Origin of the sequence: Vibrio sp. Isolate23 (genome assembly GCF_022398095.1) — a bacterium.
Taxonomy (GTDB): domain Bacteria; phylum Pseudomonadota; class Gammaproteobacteria; order Enterobacterales; family Vibrionaceae; genus Vibrio; species Vibrio coralliilyticus_A.
Window position 1 is genome coordinate 180,283 of the sequence record NZ_JAKEUV010000002.1, and the last position, 24,342, is coordinate 204,624.

The 24,342-nt window shown below is 42.5% G+C and carries 25 protein-coding genes and 3 pseudogenes; 6 read left to right on the plus strand and 22 right to left on the minus strand.

What is annotated here, in order from left to right:
* Positions 1–114: 114 nt before the first annotated feature.
* Together L1D31_RS07875 and L1D31_RS07880 are read left to right on the plus strand one after the other, a co-directional pair.
* Complete coding sequence (locus L1D31_RS07875; protein WP_239836541.1) at positions 115–1,149, plus strand: J domain-containing protein; 1,035 nt, start codon at positions 115–117, stop codon at positions 1,147–1,149.
* A gap of 170 nt (positions 1,150–1,319) precedes the next feature.
* A complete protein-coding gene (locus tag L1D31_RS07880; protein WP_239836542.1) occupies positions 1,320–1,499 on the plus strand; it encodes a hypothetical protein in 180 nt (59 codons plus the stop codon).
* An 85-nt stretch (positions 1,500–1,584) separates the two neighbouring features.
* Here L1D31_RS07880 and maiA read toward each other — a convergent pair whose 3' ends face one another.
* From maiA to L1D31_RS07905, 5 genes are all read right to left on the minus strand, one after another.
* Complete coding sequence (gene maiA / locus L1D31_RS07885; RefSeq protein ID WP_239836543.1) at positions 1,585–2,238, minus strand: maleylacetoacetate isomerase; 654 nt, start codon at positions 2,236–2,238, stop codon at positions 1,585–1,587.
* Positions 2,238–3,248 carry a fumarylacetoacetate hydrolase family protein gene (locus L1D31_RS07890; protein WP_239836899.1) on the minus strand — a complete coding sequence of 337 codons (1,011 nt, stop codon included), beginning with the start codon at positions 3,246–3,248 and terminating at the stop codon, positions 2,238–2,240. The genes maiA and L1D31_RS07890 overlap by 1 nt, the downstream gene beginning before the upstream one ends.
* A 12-nt stretch (positions 3,249–3,260) precedes the next feature.
* Entirely contained in the window at positions 3,261–4,400 is a 1,140-nt protein-coding gene (locus tag L1D31_RS07895) for a homogentisate 1,2-dioxygenase (RefSeq protein ID WP_239836544.1), read from the minus strand.
* A complete protein-coding gene (hppD, locus tag L1D31_RS07900; protein ID WP_239836545.1) occupies positions 4,393–5,466 on the minus strand; it encodes a 4-hydroxyphenylpyruvate dioxygenase in 1,074 nt (357 codons plus the stop codon). Before hppD ends, L1D31_RS07895 begins: the two co-directional genes overlap by 8 nt.
* A 358-nt stretch (positions 5,467–5,824) precedes the next feature.
* The gene (locus L1D31_RS07905) at positions 5,825–6,283 is read right to left on the minus strand and encodes an HPP family protein (RefSeq protein ID WP_239836546.1); all 459 of its coding nucleotides are present in this window, start codon (positions 6,281–6,283) and stop codon (positions 5,825–5,827) included.
* Between the two features lie 106 nt (positions 6,284–6,389).
* On the opposite strand from L1D31_RS07905, the gene L1D31_RS07910 reads away from it, so the two are divergent.
* Positions 6,390–6,968, plus strand: a complete 579-nt coding sequence (locus L1D31_RS07910) for a TetR/AcrR family transcriptional regulator (RefSeq protein ID WP_239836547.1) — start codon at positions 6,390–6,392, stop codon at positions 6,966–6,968.
* 60 nt (positions 6,969–7,028) lie between these two features.
* Here L1D31_RS07910 and L1D31_RS22660 read toward each other — a convergent pair.
* Together L1D31_RS22660 and rhlP are read right to left on the minus strand one after the other, a co-directional pair.
* Positions 7,029–7,206 (minus strand): annotated as a pseudogene (locus tag L1D31_RS22660) (YrhK family protein); the annotation flags it as partial.
* A 156-nt stretch (positions 7,207–7,362) separates the two neighbouring features.
* Positions 7,363–8,202, minus strand: coding sequence for a rhombotarget lipoprotein (gene rhlP, locus L1D31_RS07915; protein WP_239836548.1), 840 nt, complete (start codon positions 8,200–8,202; stop codon positions 7,363–7,365).
* Between the two features lie 1,316 nt (positions 8,203–9,518).
* On the opposite strand from rhlP, the gene L1D31_RS07925 reads away from it, so the two are divergent.
* Together L1D31_RS07925 and L1D31_RS07930 are read left to right on the plus strand one after the other, a co-directional pair.
* Entirely contained in the window at positions 9,519–9,956 is a 438-nt protein-coding gene (locus tag L1D31_RS07925; RefSeq protein ID WP_239836549.1) for a DUF285 domain-containing protein, read from the plus strand.
* Positions 9,957–9,994: 38 nt separating this feature from the next.
* The gene (locus L1D31_RS07930; protein ID WP_239836550.1) at positions 9,995–11,110 is read left to right on the plus strand and encodes a BspA family leucine-rich repeat surface protein; all 1,116 of its coding nucleotides are present in this window, start codon (positions 9,995–9,997) and stop codon (positions 11,108–11,110) included.
* A gap of 220 nt (positions 11,111–11,330) precedes the next feature.
* Here the strand turns inward: L1D31_RS07930 and L1D31_RS07935 are convergent, their stop codons facing one another.
* From L1D31_RS07935 to L1D31_RS07970, 8 genes and pseudogenes are all read right to left on the minus strand, one after another.
* Positions 11,331–11,561, minus strand: a complete 231-nt coding sequence (locus tag L1D31_RS07935) for a hypothetical protein (protein ID WP_239836551.1) — start codon at positions 11,559–11,561, stop codon at positions 11,331–11,333.
* Positions 11,562–11,847: 286 nt separating this feature from the next.
* On the minus strand, positions 11,848–12,207 hold the full coding sequence (locus L1D31_RS07940) for a VOC family protein (RefSeq protein WP_239836552.1): 360 nt from the start codon (positions 12,205–12,207) through the stop codon (positions 11,848–11,850).
* A 540-nt stretch (positions 12,208–12,747) separates the two neighbouring features.
* Positions 12,748–13,434 carry a hypothetical protein gene (locus L1D31_RS07945; RefSeq protein WP_239836553.1) on the minus strand — a complete coding sequence of 229 codons (687 nt, stop codon included), beginning with the start codon at positions 13,432–13,434 and terminating at the stop codon, positions 12,748–12,750.
* A 136-nt stretch (positions 13,435–13,570) separates the two neighbouring features.
* Positions 13,571–13,954, minus strand: a complete 384-nt coding sequence (locus tag L1D31_RS07950) for a DUF2726 domain-containing protein (RefSeq protein WP_239836554.1) — start codon at positions 13,952–13,954, stop codon at positions 13,571–13,573.
* A 297-nt stretch (positions 13,955–14,251) separates the two neighbouring features.
* A pseudogene (locus L1D31_RS07955) lies at positions 14,252–14,767 on the minus strand (LysE family translocator); the annotation flags it as partial.
* A gap of 15 nt (positions 14,768–14,782) precedes the next feature.
* A pseudogene (locus L1D31_RS22575) lies at positions 14,783–15,028 on the minus strand (LysE family transporter); the annotation flags it as partial.
* Between the two features lie 148 nt (positions 15,029–15,176).
* Positions 15,177–15,623, minus strand: coding sequence for a GNAT family N-acetyltransferase (locus tag L1D31_RS07965; RefSeq protein ID WP_239836900.1), 447 nt, complete (start codon positions 15,621–15,623; stop codon positions 15,177–15,179).
* Positions 15,624–16,111: 488 nt separating this feature from the next.
* On the minus strand, positions 16,112–16,468 hold the full coding sequence (locus L1D31_RS07970) for a PilZ domain-containing protein (protein ID WP_239836555.1): 357 nt from the start codon (positions 16,466–16,468) through the stop codon (positions 16,112–16,114).
* 298 nt (positions 16,469–16,766) lie between these two features.
* On the opposite strand from L1D31_RS07970, the gene rarD reads away from it, so the two are divergent.
* Positions 16,767–17,657, plus strand: a complete 891-nt coding sequence (gene rarD, locus L1D31_RS07975; protein ID WP_239836556.1) for an EamA family transporter RarD — start codon at positions 16,767–16,769, stop codon at positions 17,655–17,657.
* Between the two features lie 21 nt (positions 17,658–17,678).
* On the opposite strand, the gene L1D31_RS07980 is transcribed toward rarD, so the two are convergent.
* From L1D31_RS07980 to L1D31_RS08010, 7 genes are all read right to left on the minus strand, one after another.
* Entirely contained in the window at positions 17,679–19,097 is a 1,419-nt protein-coding gene (locus L1D31_RS07980; protein WP_239836557.1) for a basic amino acid/polyamine antiporter, read from the minus strand.
* Positions 19,098–19,428: 331 nt separating this feature from the next.
* Positions 19,429–19,653 (minus strand): hypothetical protein, encoded by a 225-nt coding sequence (locus tag L1D31_RS07985; protein ID WP_239836558.1) that lies wholly within the window; start codon positions 19,651–19,653, stop codon positions 19,429–19,431.
* Positions 19,654–19,740: 87 nt separating this feature from the next.
* On the minus strand, positions 19,741–20,217 hold the full coding sequence (locus L1D31_RS07990; RefSeq protein ID WP_239836559.1) for a Dps family protein: 477 nt from the start codon (positions 20,215–20,217) through the stop codon (positions 19,741–19,743).
* A 369-nt stretch (positions 20,218–20,586) separates the two neighbouring features.
* On the minus strand, positions 20,587–20,925 hold the full coding sequence (locus L1D31_RS07995) for a DOPA 4,5-dioxygenase family protein (protein ID WP_239836560.1): 339 nt from the start codon (positions 20,923–20,925) through the stop codon (positions 20,587–20,589).
* A gap of 67 nt (positions 20,926–20,992) precedes the next feature.
* Entirely contained in the window at positions 20,993–21,631 is a 639-nt protein-coding gene (locus L1D31_RS08000) for a response regulator transcription factor (protein WP_239836561.1), read from the minus strand.
* Positions 21,624–22,979, minus strand: a complete 1,356-nt coding sequence (locus tag L1D31_RS08005) for a cache domain-containing protein (protein WP_239836562.1) — start codon at positions 22,977–22,979, stop codon at positions 21,624–21,626. The genes L1D31_RS08000 and L1D31_RS08005 overlap by 8 nt, the downstream gene beginning before the upstream one ends.
* A gap of 79 nt (positions 22,980–23,058) precedes the next feature.
* Positions 23,059–24,342: a TRAP transporter large permease subunit gene (locus L1D31_RS08010; RefSeq protein WP_006958853.1), complete on the minus strand. Its 1,284-nt coding sequence runs from the start codon at positions 24,340–24,342 to the stop codon at positions 23,059–23,061.

Genomic DNA, 24,342 nt, shown 5'->3' on the forward strand with positions numbered 1-24,342 from the left:
GACTCGGGATTCTATCGATGAAAATGGCTTCTCTAGAAGCCATTTTTTTATTTGTTAGATAAATACATTACACTATAGATCAGGTAAGTCATTTTTAATGGTTTGGGGAATATCTTGAAATTTATCAGCCTTTTATTGTTAATGCTCTCCCCAATCACCTTGGCCGAGTCTATCGAAGTTTTAACGAATAAAGCTCAAAGCAATGACGTAGAAGCGCAGATACAACTAGCCAACCAATACCTTAAGGGTAAAGATGTTCAACCCTCACAAGAAGACGCACTCTACTGGCTCGAACAAGCAGCCAACAACGGCAGCACTGAAGCGGCAGTACAACTCGCCTCTCTTTATCTTCAAAATGAGACTAAAGATACCCAGGAAGCCATATATTGGCTCACTAAACTCGCTGTATCCGGAAATACCCAAGCTCAATTCAATCTGGGCAAGGTTTACGAGAACATGCCTGACTCACCTGAAAATTTGGACCTGGCTGAAGTTTGGTACCGTACGGCCTCATCAGCCAATGAAGAGGCCGAACAAGCCTATGCTAGGGTACTGGAAAAGAAATTCAATGCCCAAAGAGCGAAACAAGTGTCATCGATCGGCCAGTTAGACGTCGCTTTTGATAATTCGACTATTGAGCTAAGCCCTGTCGCTAAAAGTAAGTCCCGTGCCAGTAACCGGAGTAATGACATCATTTATGCATTGATGATCATTTCAGGTGCATTATCAGTATTAGCATTCTGGCTGGGTCGCAAAGTACGTAAGTTAAAAGCATATTCAAAGCTCTCACATGATGATTTGTCTGGTGAGAAACGCAAACTAGAGTCTAAACTAAAAGACAAAGACAACCTGTTGAGACAACAAAAAAAACAGCTGGAAACCTTGTATCGCCAGTTTAAGAAGATGCAATCGTCTCAAGGTCAACACATACCTAAACACAAGTCAGATTCTCTCGCTACAGAGCAAAAACTCTCGCTCGCGTGCGCTCTATTTGGCTTCAAAGTAGAGGCCATTCCTGCTGAAAAAGACATCAAAGTCAGATATAAGCAATTATGTAAAATTTACCACCCAGATTTGAAGGGCAGTGATGAGGAAATGAAACGCCTTAACAATGCACTAAAAGTCATCCTTGCCAATGTTAATAGATAGTTACAATTTAAAACTCGTTGAATTTAAAACAGACAGGACCCTTAGTTTCACTCACTTACGCAATCGATCTCCCTCCCACTTCAAGTAACAAAAAGTTAACTTACCTTCATCATGTATGTCATACTCTTCGCCGAAAATAACACCTGGTAAAACAAGGTGAGGAGAAATCTATGTTTACTATCGAAGGTATTTGCGATTGGTGCAAAAAGCCTAGCCTAGTTACCAAACATGAGTATATTGACGGCCTTTGCCACCACTCCTGTAAAGAGTGTAACGATCTAGCCAAATTAGACGTTCGCCAATTCAATATCGCAGAAACCCAGCAACGGGAGCGCCTTGCACAATCATAGTATCCACTGTTGCCATGCTCTATGAGAAGAAATAGAACAGCCACCGTTTTCGCGGTGGCTTTGTTTTTGTAGTGAGGGTAATTATTTAGCTCGTCGCTGCATCGGGTTGATGTTCCGGCGCTGCGGAAATAAAGGCTGGATGCTCCCTTAGTGACATTGTCACTTTATGAATAAGAGGATAACGGCTCAAATCCACACTGAATCGTTCTGCATTATAAACCTGTGGAACCAAACAAACATCGACTAGACTGATATCATCACCAACACAATAAGCACCATGTGTTTGCGCCAGTTTCTTTTCCAAACTATGAAAGCCCACATCGATCCAGTGACGATACCATTGAGACTTTTGTTCCTCTACAACCGACAGCTCTTTACTTAGGTACTGCAGTACACGCAAGTTATTGATAGGATGGATATCTACAGCAATATCCTGCGCCAACGCTTTCACGATATAGCGTTTCTGCTTATCCAGTGGCGTCAGAAGGTAACTAGGGTACTGCTCATCAAGGTAATCAATAATAGCTAGTGATTGATTCAATCTAACATCACCATCAATCAGCACTGGGACCAGTTCGCTGGCATTCAGGGCTTGAAATTGGGCGGAGTGTTGCTCTCCGCCATTGTTCACCAAGTGAATAGACTTCTGTATGTACGGCAACTGCTTGAGATTCAGAGCGATTCTAACTCTATAAACTGCTGATGAACGCCAGTACCCATACAATGTCAAATCAGACATCAGTACTTCACCACTTTTTGATCTATCGAACCAAAGATGGAAGCGCCAGAGACATCCTTCATTTCCATTTTGATTCGGTCACCGAACTTCATAAAGCCAGTCGAAGGTTTACCATCCCGAATCGTCTCGATCATACGAACTTCTGCAATACACGAATAACCTACTCCTCCCTCTTCAATAGAAGTACCATATTCTGTACCTTGCTTATTGGAGACGGTTCCTGAGCCTATGATAGCCCCTGCTGATAACGGACGAGTTTTTGCAGCATGAGCTATTAGGTCAGGGAATTCAAATGTCATATCAACCCCTGCATTGGGGCAACCGAATGCTTCGTCGTTATAGAACGACAACAGAGGTAAAGTGACTTTCCCCCCATCCCATGCATCACCTAATTCATCTGGCGTTACAGCAACTGGAGAGAAGACAGAGGAAGGTTTTGACTGAAAGAAACCGAAACCTTTTGCCAACTCATTAGGGATCAGCCCACGCAATGAAACATCATTCACCAACATCAGTAAGCGGATCGACTTCGCTGCTTCTTCCGCAGTCACCCCCATAGGGACATCATCGGTGATCACAGCCACCTCACCTTCAAAATCAATCCCCCACTCTTCACTGCCTACAGGAATATCATCTCTAGGACCGATAAACGCATCAGAACCTCCTTGATACATAAGTGGGTCAGTCCAGAAACTCGGTGGCATTTCGGCACCACGAGCCTTACGCACCAGCTCAACATGATTGACATACGCACTGCCATCAGCCCACTGATAAGCACGCGGTAAAGGAGACTCGCACAGGCTCTGTTCGAAAGGCATTTCAGCAACCAGCGTGCCTTCATTCAAGGCTTGGTAAACTTCGGTAAGTTGAGGTTCTACTTTTGACCACTGATCGAGCACAGACTGCAAAGTCGCAGCAATGTCTGCAACAGCCACACATTTCGTCAGGTCTTTGCTGACAACAACCAACTGACCATCTCGAGTATCGTTTTTCAGGGTAGCTAACTTCATCATTGTTCCCTTTTATTTTTCTGGATGTGTTTTCCAGCTATAAACATATTCTGGGTTCTCTACAGCATGCGCTTCATCGCTGAACTTTAACGCATGTCGGGTATCGATCATCACAGCAACTTCGTCGGTAAATTTTTTCTTATACTCCTGTCCCGCTTTGAATGCTTTAGGATGAGGGCCATGCGTAAATCCAGCAGGGTGAAATGTCACCATGCCTGCTTCGATGTTATCCCTGCTGAAAAAGTCACCGGCATGGTAGAAAAGCACTTCATCGTAGTCATCGTTGTTGTGATAGAAAGGCACTTTAAGTGCTCCAGGGTCACTTTCAATTGGCCTTGGTACAAAAGTACAAATAACAAACCCGGCACCGACAAATGTCGTATGCGCTGACGGCGGTAAATGATAGCGGTGAGACATTAACGGACGAATATCACGCCAATTAAGCTTCACAACAGAGAGATCACCGTGCCAGCCAATAGCATCAAGCGGGTTAAACGGATAAGTGATCACGCTTACTTGCTCGTGCCTTTTCACCTGCACTTGAGTTTGCTTCTCCGAATATTGTGCTTTGAAATGATCATCAATTGAAGGAATTTCCAACACGGCAGGATCAAACACCGCATGATTACCAACCATACCTTTTTCAGGCAATGAATAAGCGGCATCGGTATTCTCGATCATCAGAATGAACATTGGTTCAGAAGGCTCTAGGCGCCAGTTGGTCGAACGGGGAATCATCACATAATCCCCTTCGCCAACTTCTAGATGACCGTAATCGCAATACAGATCAGCTTTGCCCTGATGGATAAACAGAAGTTCATCTCCATCGGCGTTGCGCACAAGAAAGTCCATCTTGTCATCCATACGCCAGATACGAATTTTACAGTCATTGTTATGCAGAAGATTCGGCACTGCCCATGGTGAAACCTGTGCCGCTTTCTCAACCAGATTAAAATTAAACGCGCGAGGCCTTAACTCCCCTTCCCACTCCGTCCAGCCTGTTGGTGCGTGCTGGTGATGGAAATGAGCTGCAGGGCCGAAGAATCCACTTCGACCTGCTTCGCGCTCATAAATTGCCTCTTCCGGAAAGTCAGCATGTGCCTGTTTGGAGCACACTCCCTCCCGGTGAGGGAATGTAATCCATTTATGCATCGCTCAGTACTCCTCGGCGGATCTGATCTTCTTCAATCGATTCAAACAACGCTTTGAAGTTACCTTCACCGAAACCTTCATTACCTTTACGCTGAATGATTTCAAAGAAAACTGGACCAATGACCGTTTGAGTAAAGATTTGCAGCAAAATACCATCTTTCATCGGCGCACCATCGATCAAGATCTGCAGATCTTTTAGTTTTTCAACATCTTCCGTGTGGCCTTCAACTCTAGAATCGATTTTTTCGTAGTAAGTGTCCGGTGTTGGCATAAAGTCCATACCACGGTCGCGCAGCGTTTGTACGGTTTGGTAGATATCATCCGTTGTCATCGCAATGTGCTGAATACCTTCGCCATTGTATTCTCGGATAAATTCTTCAATTTGTGATTTGTCGTCAGAGGACTCGTTAATTGGGATTCGGATCTTTCCACACGGAGCCGTCATCGCTCGGCTGACTAGACCAGTCAACTTACCTTCGATGTCGAAATAGCGGATTTCACGGAAATTACCGATACGCTCATAGAAGCCGGCCCATGTGTCCATGTTACCTTGCTTAACGTTATGCGTCAGATGGTCAATTTCGTACATGCCAACATCCGCTTTCTTCAAACGCGCTTCAGCATCATCATAGAAATTAAAGTCGACATCATAGATACTCTGCTTACCATAACGATCGACAAAATAAAGCAAGCTTTCACCAATACCATAAACCGCTGGTATGCTAAGCTCCATTGGACCAATTTGCGTCTTGTATTCTTCTGCACCATTCTCTAATGCATGAGCCATGGCTTTGGCAGCATCTGCCACACGGAATGCCATACCACACACAGATGGACCATGTACCTTAGCAAACGCTTCCGCTTGGCTATGGGGCTGTGCATTGACAATAAAGCTGATGTCTCCCTGGCGGTATAGCCACGCTTCTTTTGAGCGATGTTTGGCAATTTCCGCGAACCCTAGAGAAACAAACAAATCCTTCAACTGCCCGATCCCTTCATCTGTCGCAGCGGTGTACTCGACAAATTCAAATCCATCAGTTCCAAGTGGGTTATATGCTTGAGTCATTGTTTTTCCCTCAGTGATTAGTTACGTCCTTTCCTAATTAACTTGAACCAACTTGACCACTAAGGGAATAAGCTCACTCTAAATCGATTTTAAAAGTCAAACGCATGATTTTGTAAACAAAGCGTAACAAGACAGAAAAACAAAAAAAACACCATTACAAACAAACAATTAGATAAAAACAAAAGTAACATTTTATTTACAAAAGAGCGTGTGCCTGCAACTTTTCACTCACAATCTAGTGTTTGGTATAGAGCTCCTAAGGGGCAAAGCAAAACAATATTTGGCGATGACAAAGCTCTTCACTAAAAGATGTTTCATCAACGCCACTGCGGCACTATCACGTGACTTGATTACTTTGTTAACGCTCCGTGTTAAAGCCGTATGACTGGATTTTTTGAAGAGTTTTGCTCATAAACACGATAGCGATAGATCCAACCAAAACAGGCGTAATTAAAAACGACCACCCATAACCAGCCAGCATGATTAAGATAGGGTTCGCTCCAGCTGGTGGATGCGTCGTTTTAGAGACCAGCATGCATGTAATTCCCAGCCCAGTGGCGATAGCTAAGTTCATTGGATTTACATCCATATACTGAGAAAAAATCACCCCAATGATCGCAGTGATTAAGTGACCCATAATAACATTTTTCGGTTGGGCAAGCGGACTCTGCGGTAAACCAAAAACCAGAACGGCTGTAGCGCCAAATGGAGCAATTACCAACATCACATTTTCTATATTACTCTCCAGCACCAAAAGAAAGCCAATAGCAAGTGATGCTCCAACCCCCGATATCAACGCAGACAAATAATGATTCATATAAACCTCTCCATTGCAAAAGTAGACCACTCTGTCTACCTATCTAGGGTAGACAATTTGTTCTACCTGCGTCAATATAGAAAACACGATTTTTGAGGTACCTTTTATGAGCAAGAAGCGAGATTTATTGCTAAGTACAGCACTAGAATTGTTTTATCGACATGGCATTAACTCCATTGGAATAAATGAAGTCATCAACGTTTCTGGGGTAGCGAAAAAAACACTGTACAGCCACTTCAATAGTAAAGAGGACTTAATACTTAAGGCTTTAGAAAGAAGGCACCAAACTTTTATGTATTGGTTGGAATCTAAACTCGAACACGCCACAACCAATGTTGAGCTGATTGAAGCATTGTTTTCTTCTTTAGAGAATTGGTTTAATAGTAAAGAGCCTGAATTAGGCGACTTTAATGGATGCTTCTTTATTAATACCTCTGCGGAGTTTCGCAATACTGACAGTGAAATATCGAGCTATTGCCGCTTTCACAAAGAACAAGTCCGTCAATTGATTCAGTACAAACTTAGTGAAAACTCAGAGGAGTTACTAAACGCGATTTGTTTGCTAAAAGAAGGCGCTATTACAACCGCTTACATATCGGGACAAAGTTCAGAACTCATTAAAAGTAGTGTGGATACTTTACATCGCCTGAGTGATCTGCTCCAGCAAGACTCGGGGTCACATTAGGTGTATGATTATAGACATCTTTTCAACTATACTGGGTGTCTATTGGCAGAGAAATCAACCACCTATAACAAACATCCAATTACCACTTTCAACAAGAGGCTCATTCAAAAAGAAAAGACTACCAACTAAAACCAAATCGCTATTAGCAAATCATGATTGCTCCCAAGGCCTCATAACGACGTTGGATGACAGCATGTCGATTACCAATGTCTAGATCCAATTTCATAGTTTGACTCATTTCCACCTCATAAAACGATCCATGACTGAATAAAATAAACATCAGGTTGCAAATGTCCATTGGCAACCTAACGCCTCATTAAGTGGTGAACAACGCCCCCACTATGCTCTAGAAAACCGTCGAAAACACTGCACTTCAATCTGCAACTAAAAGTGCTTAGCGTTGTGAGTCCGTCTTGAACGCTTTGTTAGCTTTCTTTCGAAACAGTGAAAGTGATGCCAGAACAACTAAAACAAACCAATAGATACTACCGCCGCTATAACCACTGCCGTAGCTAACATTAGCTACCTTTTCTTCTTTGATACGGGTTTTGAACAAATCGAGCTCCGAACCAAGATTGTTCACCATGTCTGTAACAGCCAAGTCAAAACCTTTTTCAGAGTTTTCGTAGAAGGTCTCCTCAATGCCGACGGCCGTGGACACAGACCCAACATTACTCAAGCCAGGAGCTCTGAATAGCAACTTGCTGCTATTAATATCGAAGACCGCAGTATCTACAAAAGTTTGAGTTGTATTTTGGTCTCCGGGGATTAAGTACATACCAACGATGGTCCAATAAAGTAGAGCAGCGTTGTTTTGACTACTACGCGCCACTTGGTCATACGAAACTAGCGCCATAACTTGTACATCATACAACCTAGAAATTTGCTTTAAATTATCAAAACCACCGCCACTTCTTAGGTAGGTGTCGGATATAATTTCTATTCTATTTACGTAGTCGAGCCCTATAAATTCATTTTTTACTTTTGACAAAATTTCATGCTTTCGCTTACTAGACAAATCCAACTTGCCGTATTTTGAGCTAGGTACAAAGGCGATACCAACGTTAACTGGTAAAACCAAATGAGGAATTGTCGGCTGGTGTTCTTGATAATCTTTAGTATTGGGGTAGAGGAAGTCAACTAAGCTACTAGAAGCCGTTTCTTCACTTTGACCAAGCCCGCTACACCCAAATATAAAGATCGATAAAGCAAAGATAAACGCTATTTTCTTCATATTATTACCCCTTTATTAATACTAAAAAACCTTAAAAGCTACGCTAAGTTAAGTGGTGACTAGACGTGCGCGATGCTTGAGCAAACGAGTCCAGCGCGCGTTTAGACATCCACTTGAACGCCTTGTTATAAGTGCTTATTCTGCCACCGATTTTTAACCAGCGCACAGTGGTTGGGAGAGTTTTGTGAAGCATAGAACACCGCGTTCATCGCTGAGCCCTCGAGCCGAGTACGTACAGAAGTTAAGACACATTGATAGAGCGGTGATAAATATTGACCGCTACGCCACAGTGAAACTATGCCAGCAATTGTGAACCGCTAAACTTGGCAAGGTGCCCAGTAGTAACCATCGATTTCACCACACAAACCAAGACCACAACAACGAGATTTGGCTAGCTAGATAAAAGGTCAGGTGGAAAACTTTAGAATTAGAGTACAAAAGCACAAAGCCTTATAACGCCGCATTAAGGTGTGAGCAACGCAATACCGATTCTGCCGCATACCACCTTAATCACTTAAACCAACGCATAGTGAAAATGCCACGCGTTGCGAATCACTCTTAAACCCCTTGTTATGTGCATTTTTCGTTAGATGTCAGTTGACCGTACGAGAGTTCTAAACGTTCAATGAAAGACTCTTTTTGTCCGGAAGACCAGAAGCAAAGGTATCAACATACGACTTTTCAAAAACATCATATAAAAATCTATCTTCAGTTTTGGCTACATGAATAGGTGAATATGGCCTAAGAGCAATAAGAAAGTCGTCTAATTCATTGTCATCGATTAAATTGTATTAGTCTCCGTAATATCTACAGCGATACCGTTAATCTCTATCCAATAATGCGTGATAAGCCTATTTTCAGGTCGAACACCTCTAATACTTTTAATTTCAAGATCTGGATAGAGTTTGAGGAAATGATAGACAAGGATCATTGACGTCAGTTTGCAATTCATTGCAGGAAAATCAGCCGTTACTAAATCTGCCTGCTCTGGGTCACAAGACTGAATTAACTACCTGAGCTTAGCGGCCTGCCTTAGTATTTCATGCTTATTAATAGCCACAAACTCCCTCATGCACATAACACCGAATTAATAAGGTGTTCGATTAATGTAAACTTTTAGAAAGTCAATATAGCTTGTCATTAAGATATCAAATTTAATAACCCATAAATAACTTAAATAACACTAAATCGAATTCTATATGTGACGTTAATAACGTTATTGTATTTTGAATGCATCAAGATAAAAAATAGTTTTAACTTTAATTAGTTAAGCAAATATAATATTAGAATTAATCATAATAAATAATATATTAATCATGAAAATAACGTCTGTTATTTTAGCCTGCATGGCTTTGGGTAGTACAGCCAGTTTTGCCGAAGAAAATCATACAATTCGTTGTGATGCTAACCCTCCCGGTAGTGTGGTGATTATCGATGAGCGTTTATATGTGGTGGTCGATAATGCGCTATTGCGCCAACAAGATTACTGGCAAAACTTTATCAACGGCAAGATAGAGCTGTGTACAAGTCATGTCACTGATATGAGCGATTTATTTGCTCAATCACCCTATTTTAATTACGACATCAGTCAATGGGACACGCGCCGCGTGACCAATATGGATCGTATGTTTAAAGGGGCGAAGCGCTTTAAGCAAGATTTATCCAATTGGTCGGTGGAAAAGGTCACTCGCCATAAAGACTTCGCCCTGCAAAGTGGCCTACCTAATTATTACCTGCCGCTATTTTCGCACTAATTTCTCTTAATAATGTCGATTCAACCTAGGAAATAACCATGAAAAAGAATCTTCTTTCACTGCTTGTTGGGGCGGCGGCGCTCGTCAGCCAGCAGGCTTATGCCATCGATATTTCAGTCAAATGCCCAGATCAGCCCGTCAATTCCGTGATACTCGAAAACGGCAAGGTGTATGTGGTGGTCGACAACACTTTGATTAAAAACCCAATTATGCTCGATAACCTAGAGCAAGGTCATATTGGCTTTTGTACCACTCAGGTCACTAATATGTCTAATGTGTTCTTTGAAAGAACCGCCTTTAATGCCGATATCAGCGATTGGGATACGTCTAATGTGACTACTATGAGAGCGATGTTTAAGGGAGCGAAAACTTTTAATCAAGATATCGGTTATTGGGATACCTCTAATGTGACTATTATGTCTCAAATGTTTTGGAATGCTGAAGCTTTTAATCAAGATATCGGTCATTGGGACACCTCTAATGTGACTACTATGCATGGGATGTTTTTAGAGGCGGTAGCCTTTAACCAAGATATCGGGCACTGGGATACCTCGAATGTGATTCATATGAGTGCGATGTTTAGGAGTGCTGACGCTTTTAACCAAGATATCGGGCACTGGGATACCTCTAATGTGACTATTATGTATTCGATGTTTGAACTTACTGAAGCTTTTAATCAAGATATCGGGCACTGGGATACCTCTAATGTGACTCATATGAATTCTATGTTTGGTCATGCTAAAGCTTTTAACCAAGATATCGGGCATTGGGATACCTCTAATGTGACTGATATGGCTACTATGTTTAAAGATGCTTCCGCTTTTAACCAAGATATCGGTCATTGGGATACCTCTAATGTGACTGCTATGGGTGCTATGTTTGCTGAGACGAAAGCTTTTAATCAAGATATCGGGCAGTGGGATACCTCTAATGTGAGAAAAATGAGATGGATGTTTAGTGATACTTACGCTTTTAACCAAGATATCGGTGATTGGGATACCTCTAATGTGATTGACATGTCTTATATGTTTTTTAAGGCGAAAGCTTTTAACCAAGATATTGGCAATTGGAATGTTAGCCAAGTAACTAAGTATAGCGATTTTGCTAAAGACAGCTTATTGACTGAGGAGCAGCTGCCTATATTTACCCAGTAGCGGTTGATCTATAGATTTACTGCTTATCTCTATGCAGTGGCCAACTAAAATTGGCCACTGCAAGATTCCAATACCACGACACATGGAGATTGTTGAGGCAAAAATGCCTAAATTGCTGAGGCGTCAGTTCTCTATTAGAAAGCAGCTTTGAGTTTCAATAAACACCTATTTATATCGCCTTAGGGGCTAGGTCACGCCAATGATCGTGGTTCTCATCTTGTTAGCTGGTCGTTTCCACGACATCCAAAGCTACCAAATTGAAACTTGTTGCCTGAATAAACCACTCAAGCCAAGGCATCGATTCCTTAAAACCTTCAAAGTGGAATCGACTGCCATCAAACTTCGCGTTCATAATTTCATCAATCGGGCACTCTGGTGTTTCGTGGGCGACAGGTGCAATGTTATTTAACCAAGTGAGGCTTTTTTCATCAGACACGTTATATAGAGTCATCTCCCCCATTTTGAACAATTAGGTCGCTTCCATTTGTACGTGGGTGCTGTTTGCTGATGAACATACCACTGAGAACCATGGTAACCTAGGAGTCAACTCTGGAAACATCTTTGATAGACACATCATCAAAGCTCATCTTCTCAAAGTTGGTGTTAAACTCCTACCACCTAACGCCGCATTAAGTGGTGAACAACGAGAACACCTAACCTAAAAACATTGTGCTGTAAACGCTTAAGCTGATTTGAACTAAAAATGCCATGCGTTGCGAATCGCTCTGAATTGTTTGTTATACGCGGGCTTCCGACCAAACTGCGAACTCATTACCACTTGGTTCTAGAAAATGAAAACGGCAACCGCCAGGAGATTCGAATATAGGGCGAATGATTTTACCACCACTTTTAGCGATTTTCTTTAGAGTGCCTTCAATGTCGGAGCTATAGAATTCTAAAAGTGCTCCACCGGTATTAGTTTGGTTGCAGCAATCAGCTTTGAAGAAACCACCGTCTAATCCCTGATTTGAAAAAGCTGTATATTCAGGTCCATAGTCGACAAACTCCCAACCGAAAACTGAAGAGAAGAATGATTTTGTCGACTCCAAGTCTTTTGCGCCAAACTCAACATAATTAAGTTTTTCATGCTGATTCATTTCCTTACTTCTTGTTGATTGTCCTGACAAGCGTATAACGCCGCGTTAAGGTGTAAGCGGCGCTACCACCCAGCCTAAAGCATTGTACCGTAGTCACCAAAGTTGAAGTAGAAGCAAAAATGCCAAGCGTTGGGAATCCCTCTTAAATTGTTTGTTATAAGTCAAACCCTCTGGATTTGAGTAGCTCTAAAACCTCTCCATGACCTAGTAAGTAAGAAGATAAGCGAACTTTATTGCCAGATTTAATATGGAGAGCGTACCAGGACATTGATGTGTTAAACTTTGCCGAAATTAGGTCATCCCAATGCTCTTTTTTTGCGCCCGTCCAAGGAGTATGAAATTCGATACCATTATCATTAAATCTGCCTTTGACTTTAAAGTATTCAACGATGGAATGAAAAGTGCCAAGTGTTGAGAATCACTCTTAAATGCTTTGTTAAATTGCTATTCTTCCGCGATCACTGGAAGTAGAAATGAACTCTCTACCCAACCAGGTACCATTTCATTAGATAGATGATCAAAATACTCAACATTAACCCACTAGCCCAGTGTCTTTAGCTCAGAGACTTTTAATTTTGCAGGCAATACTTCGATTACATCTGAACTTATTGTAGGTTCAACACGCAAATTTAGATTTGTTTTGACTACAAAGTGATGTTCGATTGGAGCGCGCTCTATCTCGTTTACCACAGATGTGAGAGCCATTTCTAAAGTATCAATTCGAGCTAGTAATTCTTGCTCAAACTGTGACGATGAATATGTAGTATGAACAACAATAATTAGTGCAATTAAGTGTTCAATATAGAACTCTAAGCTAAGACGACCTTTCGGTAAGGTCTCTGCCCTCTCAACGCTTTGTTCAATAGCATAGTCAAGTTCTAAACTATCAACGACCTCAGTAATATCCTCGTTGTCATCAGCAAGTTCATAGCTAGTAATTGAGTATTTATTAGCAATTGAAATTGCTCGCTGTAAAGACTCGTTTTGTTCAAATAGAATTCGATTGCTATTGAATACAGGGTTACTTTCAAGCTGTTGTAGATGCTTAAAATTAAGCCCTGCTTGTCGCATGACTTTAAATACCGGCTCATTAAAGTTCTCAATTAAACCTTTGGGCAAAGAACATTCAATCTGTTCAGCCATACGGAAAGCTGGATTATCTTGTAGTTTCCTAATCGCTTTCATCGTAGGATTATTAAAAAATTTATCTAGTTCTTCTAATATCACGATACTCTCCTGCAATTTAACGCCAAATTAAGGTGTGAACAACGCTAGCACCTTAGCTAAACCATTGTGCCGTAACCACTAAAATTGAAGTAGAAGCCAAAATGCCAAGCGTTGGGAATCACTCTTAAATGCTTTGTTATACAAAAACTTCCTCGAAGTTATTGCATTTAATTTCAGTCTCGCGCTCCAACACCCGTGCGATTTCAGACGGCTCGTAAAAACGTTTAGTACTAAACCGTACCAACTTATGATGCCCTTCTAGCGCTTCATTTACGTATTGATCACGTTCTTGTCTTTTCTTCCAATTATGTGTTGAGTCGTCAAGCTCAATAACAGCCAGCACTTTTGTTGCTTTGTCAGTAATAACAAAGTCCATCCGTTTAGCCCACGTTCGTGAATTGTTTTTAAAATTAACCGATTTTACTAAGGCCATTAATGATACTTGACTATGAATTATATAGTCTGAAGGCAGAGCTTTTTGCAGAGCAAAGTACAATTTTCTCTCATTTTCTGTAGCCAAGTGACTTTGCTTTTTATGTTCTACCTTAACTTTAGGCTCGCTTGACACATCTACAGAAAGGTTATTATTACGCTTCGGTGTATTTTCGTAAGACTTGGTCTGTTACTTCGGTGCACTCGTTCCTTTGAGTTTCCATATAATGTAGCCGATAGCAACTAGGACTAATAATTCAAACATTAACGTATATATCTCCTTTTTGTATAACGCCGCATTAAGGTGTGAGCGGCGCTTGGCTATACTTGAGCGAAGCGAAACTGCCAAGCGTTGCGAATCGCTCTTAAATGCTTTGTTATGCCACTAGCGGTCACTGATTGCSACTTTACTTGCTAGACCAATAAGTAAAACACCCGAAAATCCCTCCAGTGTTCGTGAATAACGCTGAGAATTCGGGCGACTAAAGACCCAACTACCCACTGATGCATACAAAACATTACACACTGTAGCTAATACGCTGAATAGCAAACCAAGCACCAATAATTGCACTGAAGCCGAACCTGCTGAGGCATCAATAAACTGAGGAAGGAATGAAAGGAAGAATAGTGCTACCTTAGGGTTTAAAACACTAACGATAACACCTTGTAAAAATACATTTTTGTCGCTGTCAACGCTTTCACTTACCACTAATTTGCTATCCCCACGCCACATAGAGAGTAACGACTGAACCCCCAAATAGACTAGGTAAGCGGCACCTAGCCATTTTACGGCACTAAAAGCTACCGCAGAGCTGAGGATGATTGCTGATAAACCTAAAGACGCAGCTAATGTATGAACAAAGTAACCAACACCAAGCCCCATTGCAGCTTTAAACCCTGTAANCAAATAGACTAGGTAAGCGGCACCTAGCCATTTTACGGCACTAAAAGCTACCGCAGAGCTGAGGATGATTGCTGATAAACCTAAAGACGCAGCTAATGTATGAACAAAGTAACCAACACCAAGCCCCATTGCAGCTTTAAACCCTGTAAACAGCTTACCTTTCATTGTGCTTGAAACAATGTAGATAACGTCTGGCCCCGGTATCATATTGATAGCCAAACAAGCGACTACAAATAATAGTAGTGAATTAAAATCCATTTCCTTTTCTCCATATTTGATAGCTGTGGCATAACGCCGCGTTAATGGGCAGCAACGCTACCACAAACCTAAGCCATTGTGACATAAACACTAGTGCCAAACTGTGAGCTAAAACTGCCAAGCGTTGACTGTCCAATTGAACGCTTGGTTATGTGCGTACTAACGACATGGGGACAAAACGAACCCCATTAAATTCCGCTTCATCACCTATTTTAAGGAAGCCATGGCCATGGTAAAAATCCACTGCATTAACTGATGAACGCAAGCTTATTTCATTGGCATCGCTTGATGCCAACAAGTGTTCAAGCAATTTACGGCCTAACCCCGTGCCTTGAGCCTRTTTTGACACGAAAAGGTGGGTGAGATAGTTACCGTCACGTAACGCAGCAAAGCCTAGCAAATTATCATTTGAGACCACCTTAATGGCCAAAAAGTTTTTGCCGCTAAACACGGTATGTAAATCTGGGACAATTCGTTCGTTAAACTGTTGCTTACCTTCTTCACCAAACAAAGGAAGAATATCTAAAGCTGAAACTGCAGAGACAAGATTCAGCACAGCATCGATGTCATCCACTGATACGTTTTGAATTAACATATTACCTCCGAGCACCATAACNACAATTCGTTCGTTAAACTGTTGCTTACCTTCTTCACCAAACAAAGGAAGAATATCTAAAGCTGAAACTGCAGAGACAAGATTCAGCACAGCATCGATGTCATCCACTGATACGTTTTGAATTAACATATTACCTCCGAGCACCATAACATTTGTATACTGCGCGAGCTCTGTTTGAAACACCCGATTTTCGATGAACCTCTCTGATTCCTATACAGAAAACGCTAGAAAAACTGTAAAACAAAATGCGCGTGCGTATTTTGACTGCGCAGTATCTCTTTATTACTTTTTGTAACTTATTGAATTTTAAAATCACTTATCATTTGTCACAAACATAAATGAGCGTCATCGTGTGTATGATCACTTTTGTTATTACATTCTTTGTTCTTCCAGATGTCAGATACAAAACCGCCGCATAGTTTATGCGGCGATTTCACTATTTGCTTCGCTATAGGAGATGAAGCTCGTTAAGCCACTTCAGTCGTTGGACGAGAGAAATACGCTGGGTACTTCTGGCGAATATGGCGCTGCTCTTCAACCATATTCTTAAAAGATGGACCTTTTCTGAGCTTAACAATTACCTCATTTTGTTCGAATCGTAGCACATTGCCCTCAAAGGTCACTTGCTTGTTGTTATGCAAATGAATCGTCCCAGACATTGCTAACCCTTTATACCAATTGGTAAAGGTATTTTTGACCACTCGGATACCCCCCTCAGACACTTCGGTGACATGAAACAGTTCGTTAGAAATACGCACTGAAGGTCTTGCTCTTCTTGGGTACTTCAATCGATAAAATTTACGCTTTTGTTCAAAATCACTCATTAACTTTCTCCTATAACTTCGAGTGATAAAGCCCCGAAGAGTCTTATATTTCTGGTGATTCTAGGGTCATCCAGACAAATCTAATCTTAAGATAATATAATTGTCGGCTATCAAAAGGAAATCTTTAGCCGCTAGTTGTGAGCCTGTGATCTCTCAGCATACTATTCAGTCCGCAATATATAATCATAAGAAATTGATTTTAAAAGAATAAACCCTAAAAACCCATCCATAGCAAATCTCTTTACAATACGAGGTTTTGCTCATACATTGCACGCATCATAATCGCTAGGTGTATTCCATGTCACAAGAACGTACTGGTAACTGGATGGCTGCTCTTTCATTCCTTTTATGGGGATTGTTACCACTCTATTATCAATATTTTCCTAATGCGGCTTTGGACGAGTTACTCACCGTTCGACTAGTTGCCTCTGTACCCTTTGGTATACTGATCGTGCTGTTTGTCACAAAAAAGTGGCCTAATTTTACAGCTATTTTTAGTGATCACCGCTCTTTAGTCATCACACTATTGGGCAGCACTCTAATGTCAATTTCTTGGTGTGCATTCACATGGGCGATGACAAATGATCGCGTGATTGATGCCAGTTTAGGCTTTTTCATCAGTCCACTAACAATGACAGCCTTGGGGGTATTCGTGTTAGGTGAAAAACTCTCACTTGGCAAAAAGGTGGCATTAGTATTAGCGACGGCAGGATTAAGTTATCAAGTCATGCAATATGGGCAAATACCTGTTATCGCACTGACTATGGCCATTTTCTTTACACTGTATGGTTGGTGTAAAAAGAAGATTCAATACGAATGGAGCACATGCCTGTTTGTCGAAGCCTTAGTGTTGCTGCCCTTTGCACTTGGCTATCTCACTTTCAAAGAACTCACTGTCGGTACTGAATCACTTAACTCAGGCTGGTCAACCTTTGCACTCTATATTGGCTCAGCTCCCGCAACCCTCGTTCCTTTGTTGTTTTACTCTTTAGCGATTCGTTGGACCAGTATGTCAACGGTCGGATTAATGCAATACATTGAACCGTCAATTCAATTTCTATTAGCAATATATCTCTTTGGTGAAATCTTTGATGAAGTCAAACTAATCAGCTTCAGCCTGATATGGACCGGTTTGCTTTTCACCATTGCAGAAAGTGCCAAAAACCGAATGGTACTGAAACGCTCATAAAATCCCCCTCCGGGGGATTTTTTAAAATGAAAGATGAAGCGTACCTTGCCAAAGCAGTCCGACAGCCAAAACAGCAGCTACACTCAACACACTAGCACCAAGTTTCTCTTTACCTTCAAACGGGTTGATCCCCTGCTCTTTCTTGGCCTGAATGTAAAAATACAGACCCGGCACATAAAGAATCGCCGAAAGAAGTAGGTAATTGAGCCCAGATGCATACAGTAACCACAGACCATATAACGTAGCGCCAATGCCCACAGCAAGTAAGCTACCTCGGCTTTTTTGTGTTATTGCTAATTTGAGTACGTAGGCACCGACCAAAAAATATGGTACTAAGATCATTTCAGAAGCAATGATCAACAAGGTATCGTACGTGCTGCCCGCAAACATCACCAAGATCAGAGAGATCTGAACCCAAATATTGGTCAAGGTTAGCGGCTTTACCGGGCTACCAGCTTTATTCAACTTCGCATAACTGGCCGGGAACATTTTCTCTTTTGCACACAGATAAGGTGCTTCTGAAGCTAAAACCGTCCAACTCAAGAATGCACCACACACAGACACGAGCAAGCCGACACTGATTATGTATTGACCCCATGGCCCGAGAATATGAGTCAGCACCTTTGCCATTGACGGGTTTTGATAGTGCGCCAACTCTGTTGGCTTAATGACTCCCATAGAGAGCAAAGTCACCAAGACATAGATAGATAAGGCGGTCAGCAGCCCCAGTATTGTTGCACGTCCAATATCTTTGCGGTTACGAGCCCGACTGGATACTACCACCGCACCTTCAATACCAATGAACACCCAAACTGTCACTAGCATAATACTTTTTACTTGATCCCATAGCGTATGCGTATCACCAAAATGGAGACCACTGAAGTCAATCGTGAATGTGTCCCAGCTAAACGCAAACATTGCACAGAGTATAAACACCACCAGCGGTACAAGCTTCGCGTAAGTCGTTACCATATTAATCAAAGCGGCCGTTTGCACACCACGTAGGACTAATGCATGTACCATCCACAAAAGCATGGATGCACCTAAAATAGATACCCAAGTATTACCCTGGCCAAAGATCATGTTGTCAGGTGTGTCAAACAGCATGCCTAAGGTACTAAACACAATAACCAGATAAGAAACGTTGGCCAACATCGCACTTAGCCAGTAACCCCATGCAGAGCAGAAGCCGACAAAATCGCCAAAGCCTTCTTTTGCATAACCAAACACCCCGCTTTCAATCTGAGGTTTATGAGAAGCCAGCTTTTGGAATGAGAATGCAAGAAAGACCATGCCAATACCAGTAATCGCCCAGCCAATCATGACTGCCGCAGGGCTTGCAACAGAAGCCATGTTTTGTGGCAAGCTAAATACGCCTGCACCGATCATTGAACCAATGACGATCGCAGTGAGAGAGCTCAACCCAAGTTTGTTATTCATTGTTGTTCCGGATTATAAATTCAATGGTTTCGGAAATGGTCATATTACGGAGAAACTGCAATAAGAGGCAGAGTGGTTGTGACTCCTATCGCAAAGAAAAGCGAATAATCAGACACTTCATTGCTGCCGATCAAACCAAATCCACATCTTAATATTTAATTCCAGTAATTAAAATATAATTAGAATTTAAAACCACAAAAATAGCAATAAAACAGCCCACAACCTCAACAAAAGGTCCACTAAATAGCAAATTGCACTTTAAAAAGAAAAGGGCGCTTGGGGAATAAAAGAAGACAAAAGCAGGACCTAAAGAGCCCTGCTTTATACTGGGTTAGTGATGCGAGCCAGACGGGTCAAATCCGAAGTCTGACTGCTGGTAAATGTCCGACAAAGCCTTTTCTTTCTTAGACTTAGTCGAACTCCTTGAAGTCCCTGTGTGGTGTACATCCTGTGACTCCAAAGCCTTTTCATGTGCTTTTGCCGATCGAATAAATTCTGGGTTGTTAAGCGCCTCCTGACGCAGGCGATTAACACGTTCAAGGGTTTCCCACAACATAACTCACCTCCAGACTCTGTATTTATATACAGTATAGATAACCTCACTAATATCTCAAGAAAACACTGTCTATTTGAACAGTTATTTTTACTGCAAATAGGCGTTCAGCATCCACATCAGCTTTTCTTGCTCTCGAATATAGTCTCCCATTAGGGCTGCCGTACCTTCATCTTCTGCTTCTTCTGCTTGGTTTAAAATCGCGCGTTGCTGAGTCAGTAACGTGCTAAAACCATGAACAAGACCTCTCACACATTCTTTACCTGTTGTCGCATTTTGGTGTTCTTCAATGCCACTCTTTGCTAAATACTGGCTAAAACTGTGGTCTGGCGCTGAGCCAATAGTCAGAATACGCTCTGCTAGCTCATCAATTTTGGTTTGAAGATCGGTGTAGATCTCTTCAAATTTCAAATGCAGTTCAAAGAATTGCTGACCTTTGATGTTCCAGTGATAACCGCGGGTGTTCATATAAAGCACTTGATAGTGCGCTAACAACGCATTCAACTCGGTCGCCAGTACTTGTGATTTTTCGTTGTTTAGGCCAATTAAGTTAATTTGGTTTGTCATAGTGCATTCCTCATCACAATCAATGTTTTTGGCTGTTGCCTTTCAATGATTTAACTATACTCACTCCTAATAGATAGTTAAAAACGTTCATTTCTATAGATTTAATAGGCAATTCCTATAAACACTCAGTCTAATAGTGAGCAGCCTCTACTCTCTGTAGAAGTGAACTAGCGTTACTCTGAAGCTGTGGTGCAAATATGAAGATAATGGCTAAATGGGGGCTTGTGCGGGTAAAAGAGCACTTTAACCGCGAGAAAGTTGAAATAGTAGGAATGACAGAAATGATAGCTCTCATTTCTGTTCCTTAATGTACACAATGAGTTTACGTCACGCTTGTTGTACTCGGGTATTGAATGAAAGGTATATCCACTAAAGCGAAGAGAGATCCAACTCAACAGGTTTGCCCAACCAATAAGCAAATTCGGTATGATCTTTGAGGTCATTACCCGTCAATGCGTGAACCAAAACCGGTAACTCCCCACGGGATTTATCTAACCAAGGGATTAAAACATCAAAGTCATCCGCCGTAAACGTCACAGAAAAGCTCCACATGGTATGAGGGCCGACTAGTTTCTGGTTGAAGCGCCCGACAGACAAATCAAACTCGCGGCTGATTTTCTCTCTCAAATCAGATGCGAAGTCTTTGCTGTAGGCGTCAAAATAGACATGTGCATGGTAATCTTGATGGATATTTTTTGGATAAGTCATAATAATCTTCATTGAACGTGTTCGGATACACGATCCTGCCACATTATTTAGTTTGCTAATGCGGTCGCTAACCCAATAGCCCTTGTTCGACAGCATATTTGGCAAGCTCTGCAGTGCTGTGTATATCTAGCTTCTGCTTGATGTTTTGCCGATGGGTTTCCACGGTGCGGTAACTAATACTCAGCAAAGCGGCGATTTTCTTACTACTGTTTCCTTCCGCAACCAATTTAAGAACGGCTTCCTCGCGTCGACTGAGAGGGTTAGGTTTTTGCGCAGCGGGAATCACTTCTTGAGAAAACAAAGTCTGTGTCACGGATTCGCAAAAATAGGTCGAGCCTTGGTAGACCGTTTTAATCGCCTGCACCATCCGACGGGCACAAATCTCTTTCAGCATGTAACCAACAGCGCCGGCCTGCATCACCTTCATGATATATTCGCGGTTATCATGCATGGTCAGCATCAACACCTTAATCTCTGGCAGCTCTTCCTTGATAAGACGCGTGGCATCGATGCCGTTCATTAATGGCATACTCACATCCATCAGCACAACGTCTGGCGTTAGCGCCTTAACCTTTTCAATCGCCTCCAAGCCATTGCTGGCCGAGCCAATCACCTCAATTTCTGGTTCCAGTTGGAGCCGAGCGATAAATCCATCTAAGACGACCTGGTGATCGTCGACTATCACCACTGTGATCGGTTTATCCATAAACTAGTCCATCTAATTTCAACAGTACGGTAATCTCTGTACCAAACCCTGGTTCGCTTTCGAGCTCAAAATCACCACCCAAAAACTCTACTCGCTCACGCATATTGCGTAAACCAATGCCCGACTTTCTTAGCGTTGAGCCTACATCAAATCCGACACCATCATCACGTATGATCAGCTGAAGCATATCGCCCAATTGCTGCAGGATTACCGTCACCTGCTTCGCTTGAGAGTGCTTCTCTATATTAGTCAGCGACTCCTGTGCCACTCGGTAAAGTGTGGTTGCTACCTCTGATTTTAGCCTGCTCTCACTGGTTGATAATGACGCCTCAACATCGACGCCAGAATGCGCTTTAAAGTCCGTCAGCAGAGTCGTCATCGCAGCCTCAAGGCCGATATCATCCAGCGCACTAGGCCTTAACTGATGCGAAATATGTCGAACTTCATTAATCGCTGTCATAAGAGAATTCTGCGACTTAGCCAGATGCTGCTTTTGTGTTTCGTCATCAAGTTTAGTGCCAAGCAACTCCAAATGGCATTTGCTTGAGATCAGAAGCTGGTTAATACCATCGTGAAGCTCCCTCGCTAAATGCTTTTTCTCGTCTTCCTGAAACATCACGGTTTTATGCGCCAGCTCTTTTAAGCTCTTATCCGCCAGTCGATGCTCATGTAAATTAACCGCTAATGTCAGAACCAGAATCACCGCGACGGTCACCACTACAATCACAATGAGTGAAAAGAAGGTCGTCTCGATATTATCGTTGACCGCCAATTGGAGGTTTGCCACTTCTTCAGTGACATCTTCAATGTACAAGCCCGTACCGATCATCCAGTTCCACTTGCTCAACCAAGCCGCGTAACTCAGTTTAGGAACGCTTTCTCCTGTGGATGGCTTTTGCCACAAATACTGATGAAAACCGCCACCGGATTTTGCCTGCGCCAGTAAAGACTCTATTAAGTGGTTGCCGTTTTCATCCTGAATGTGCAGCAGGTTTTGCCCCACCAATTCGGGCATAATAGGGTGAACCAGATTGGTCCCATTCTTGTCGTAAACGAAGAAGTAACCATCTGTACCATATTGCAGACGACTGATGATCGCTTTGACCTGCTCCTTGGCCTGATGCTCTTCGATATTAGGATCGTTATAGATGTGCTCAATGGCATCAAAGGCCAAATCCACCAGATCCTTGAGCGCCGATTCTTTTGACTTAATGAGGCTGGAATGGAAGATGTTCACTTCTTTATCACCCAGCGTTTTGGTTTGGTAGATAGCGATCCAACTTGTCAGTGCCATCACTAACAACAGCGGCAACAAGCTCAACAAAATCAACTTAGCTTTTAGAGGCATTCCTTCTCCCATACTAAAAAGCTGCCCATACGAGCAGCTTTACTTTAGCAAGAGTTGTTACATTTCTGTAATCGGGCGATCACATTCCATAGAATCCAGGGAAGACTAACAGTGATGCCAGCACGAGGATCTGAATACCGATGAATGGCATCACGCCTCGGTATATATCTCGGGTCGTCACCCCTTTCGGTGCGACACCTTTGAGATAAAACAGGCTGAAACCAAATGGTGGGGTCAAGAAAGAGGTCTGAAGGTTCATCGCAATCAAGATCGCAAACCAAGTCATGTTGATGCCCATAATCTCGGCAACGGGTGCGATGATCGGAACGATGATAAAACAGATTTCCACAAAGTCGATGAAAAAGCCCAGAACCAGAATCACCAACATAGTGATGATCAGGAAGCCCCATTTTTCCCCCGGTATTTGTAGCATCCACTCTTCAACTAGGTAGTCACCGCCCGTGTAGGTGAATGCCATGGAGAACGCTGTGGCACCAAGCAGAATCGCAAACACCATTGCCGTCACTTTAACCGTCTCTTTCGACGCTTCATACACCATGTTCCAGCTGAATTGCTTGTAAAGCAGAGACAGAACTATCGCACCAGCCCCACCAAGTGCGGCGGATTCTGTTGGCGTCGCAACACCAGCAAAGATGGAGCCAAGTACCACTACGATAAGCGCAAGTGGCGGGATCACAGCTTTGAGCGCAGTGATGACTTCCTGCTTACGGCTTACCGATTCATCACGAGGAATTGGCTGCGCAGCTTCTGGATTGAGTTTGGCGTAAATCAGGATGTAAAGAACGTAAGCGCCAACTAAAACAAGCCCCGGCCAAACCGCTGCCTGAAACAAATCTCCTACTGGCACACCTAACACATCGCCAAGAAGAATTAAGACGATAGATGGTGGAATGATTTGGCCTAACGTACCTGAGGCACAAATCGTTCCGCACGCCAGCCCTTTATCGTAGTTGTACTTGAGCATAACTGGCAGAGAGATAAGCCCCATCGCTACAACAGAGGCACCAACAACGCCTGTCGACGCCGCCAGTAAAGCACCCACTAACACGGTAGAAATCGCGATACCACCGCGCACACCACCAAACAGCTTACCCATGGATTCAAGCAGCTGTTCCGCTAGACGTGTTTTTTGAAGAACCAAACCCATGAAAACGAACAATGGCACTGCCATCAATACCGTGTTTTCCATGATGGATTGGATGCGATATGGCATGAAAGCAAACATATCCATGCCTTCGGCCCAAACGCCGAATATCAGTGCAATACCACCAAAGGTGAACGCAACTGGGAAGCCAAGCAGCAAAGCAAACAAGGCAACAAAAAACATTACAATACCGACCAT

Coding starts and splice junctions, on each gene's coding strand:
- L1D31_RS07880 (WP_239836542.1), top strand. CDS start 1,320: ATGTTTACTATCGAAGGTATTTGCGATTGGTGCAAAAAGCCTAGCCTA.
- maiA (WP_239836543.1), bottom strand. CDS start 2,238: ATGTCTGATTTGACATTGTATGGGTACTGGCGTTCATCAGCAGTTTAT.
- L1D31_RS07890 (WP_239836899.1), bottom strand. CDS start 3,248: ATGAAGTTAGCTACCCTGAAAAACGATACTCGAGATGGTCAGTTGGTT.
- L1D31_RS07895 (WP_239836544.1), bottom strand. CDS start 4,400: ATGCATAAATGGATTACATTCCCTCACCGGGAGGGAGTGTGCTCCAAA.
- hppD (WP_239836545.1), bottom strand. CDS start 5,466: ATGACTCAAGCATATAACCCACTTGGAACTGATGGATTTGAATTTGTC.
- L1D31_RS07905 (WP_239836546.1), bottom strand. CDS start 6,283: ATGAATCATTATTTGTCTGCGTTGATATCGGGGGTTGGAGCATCACTT.
- L1D31_RS07910 (WP_239836547.1), top strand. CDS start 6,390: ATGAGCAAGAAGCGAGATTTATTGCTAAGTACAGCACTAGAATTGTTT.
- rhlP (WP_239836548.1), bottom strand. CDS start 8,202: ATGAAGAAAATAGCGTTTATCTTTGCTTTATCGATCTTTATATTTGGG.
- L1D31_RS07925 (WP_239836549.1), top strand. CDS start 9,519: ATGAAAATAACGTCTGTTATTTTAGCCTGCATGGCTTTGGGTAGTACA.
- L1D31_RS07930 (WP_239836550.1), top strand. CDS start 9,995: ATGAAAAAGAATCTTCTTTCACTGCTTGTTGGGGCGGCGGCGCTCGTC.
- L1D31_RS07935 (WP_239836551.1), bottom strand. CDS start 11,561: ATGACTCTATATAACGTGTCTGATGAAAAAAGCCTCACTTGGTTAAAT.
- L1D31_RS07940 (WP_239836552.1), bottom strand. CDS start 12,207: ATGAATCAGCATGAAAAACTTAATTATGTTGAGTTTGGCGCAAAAGAC.
- L1D31_RS07970 (WP_239836555.1), bottom strand. CDS start 16,468: ATGAGTGATTTTGAACAAAAGCGTAAATTTTATCGATTGAAGTACCCA.
- rarD (WP_239836556.1), top strand. CDS start 16,767: ATGTCACAAGAACGTACTGGTAACTGGATGGCTGCTCTTTCATTCCTT.
- L1D31_RS07980 (WP_239836557.1), bottom strand. CDS start 19,097: ATGAATAACAAACTTGGGTTGAGCTCTCTCACTGCGATCGTCATTGGT.
- L1D31_RS07985 (WP_239836558.1), bottom strand. CDS start 19,653: ATGTTGTGGGAAACCCTTGAACGTGTTAATCGCCTGCGTCAGGAGGCG.
- L1D31_RS07990 (WP_239836559.1), bottom strand. CDS start 20,217: ATGACAAACCAAATTAACTTAATTGGCCTAAACAACGAAAAATCACAA.
- L1D31_RS07995 (WP_239836560.1), bottom strand. CDS start 20,925: ATGACTTATCCAAAAAATATCCATCAAGATTACCATGCACATGTCTAT.
- L1D31_RS08000 (WP_239836561.1), bottom strand. CDS start 21,631: ATGGATAAACCGATCACAGTGGTGATAGTCGACGATCACCAGGTCGTC.
- L1D31_RS08005 (WP_239836562.1), bottom strand. CDS start 22,979: ATGCCTCTAAAAGCTAAGTTGATTTTGTTGAGCTTGTTGCCGCTGTTG.
- L1D31_RS08010 (WP_006958853.1), bottom strand. CDS start 24,342: ATGGTCGGTATTGTAATGTTTTTTGTTGCCTTGTTTGCTTTGCTGCTT.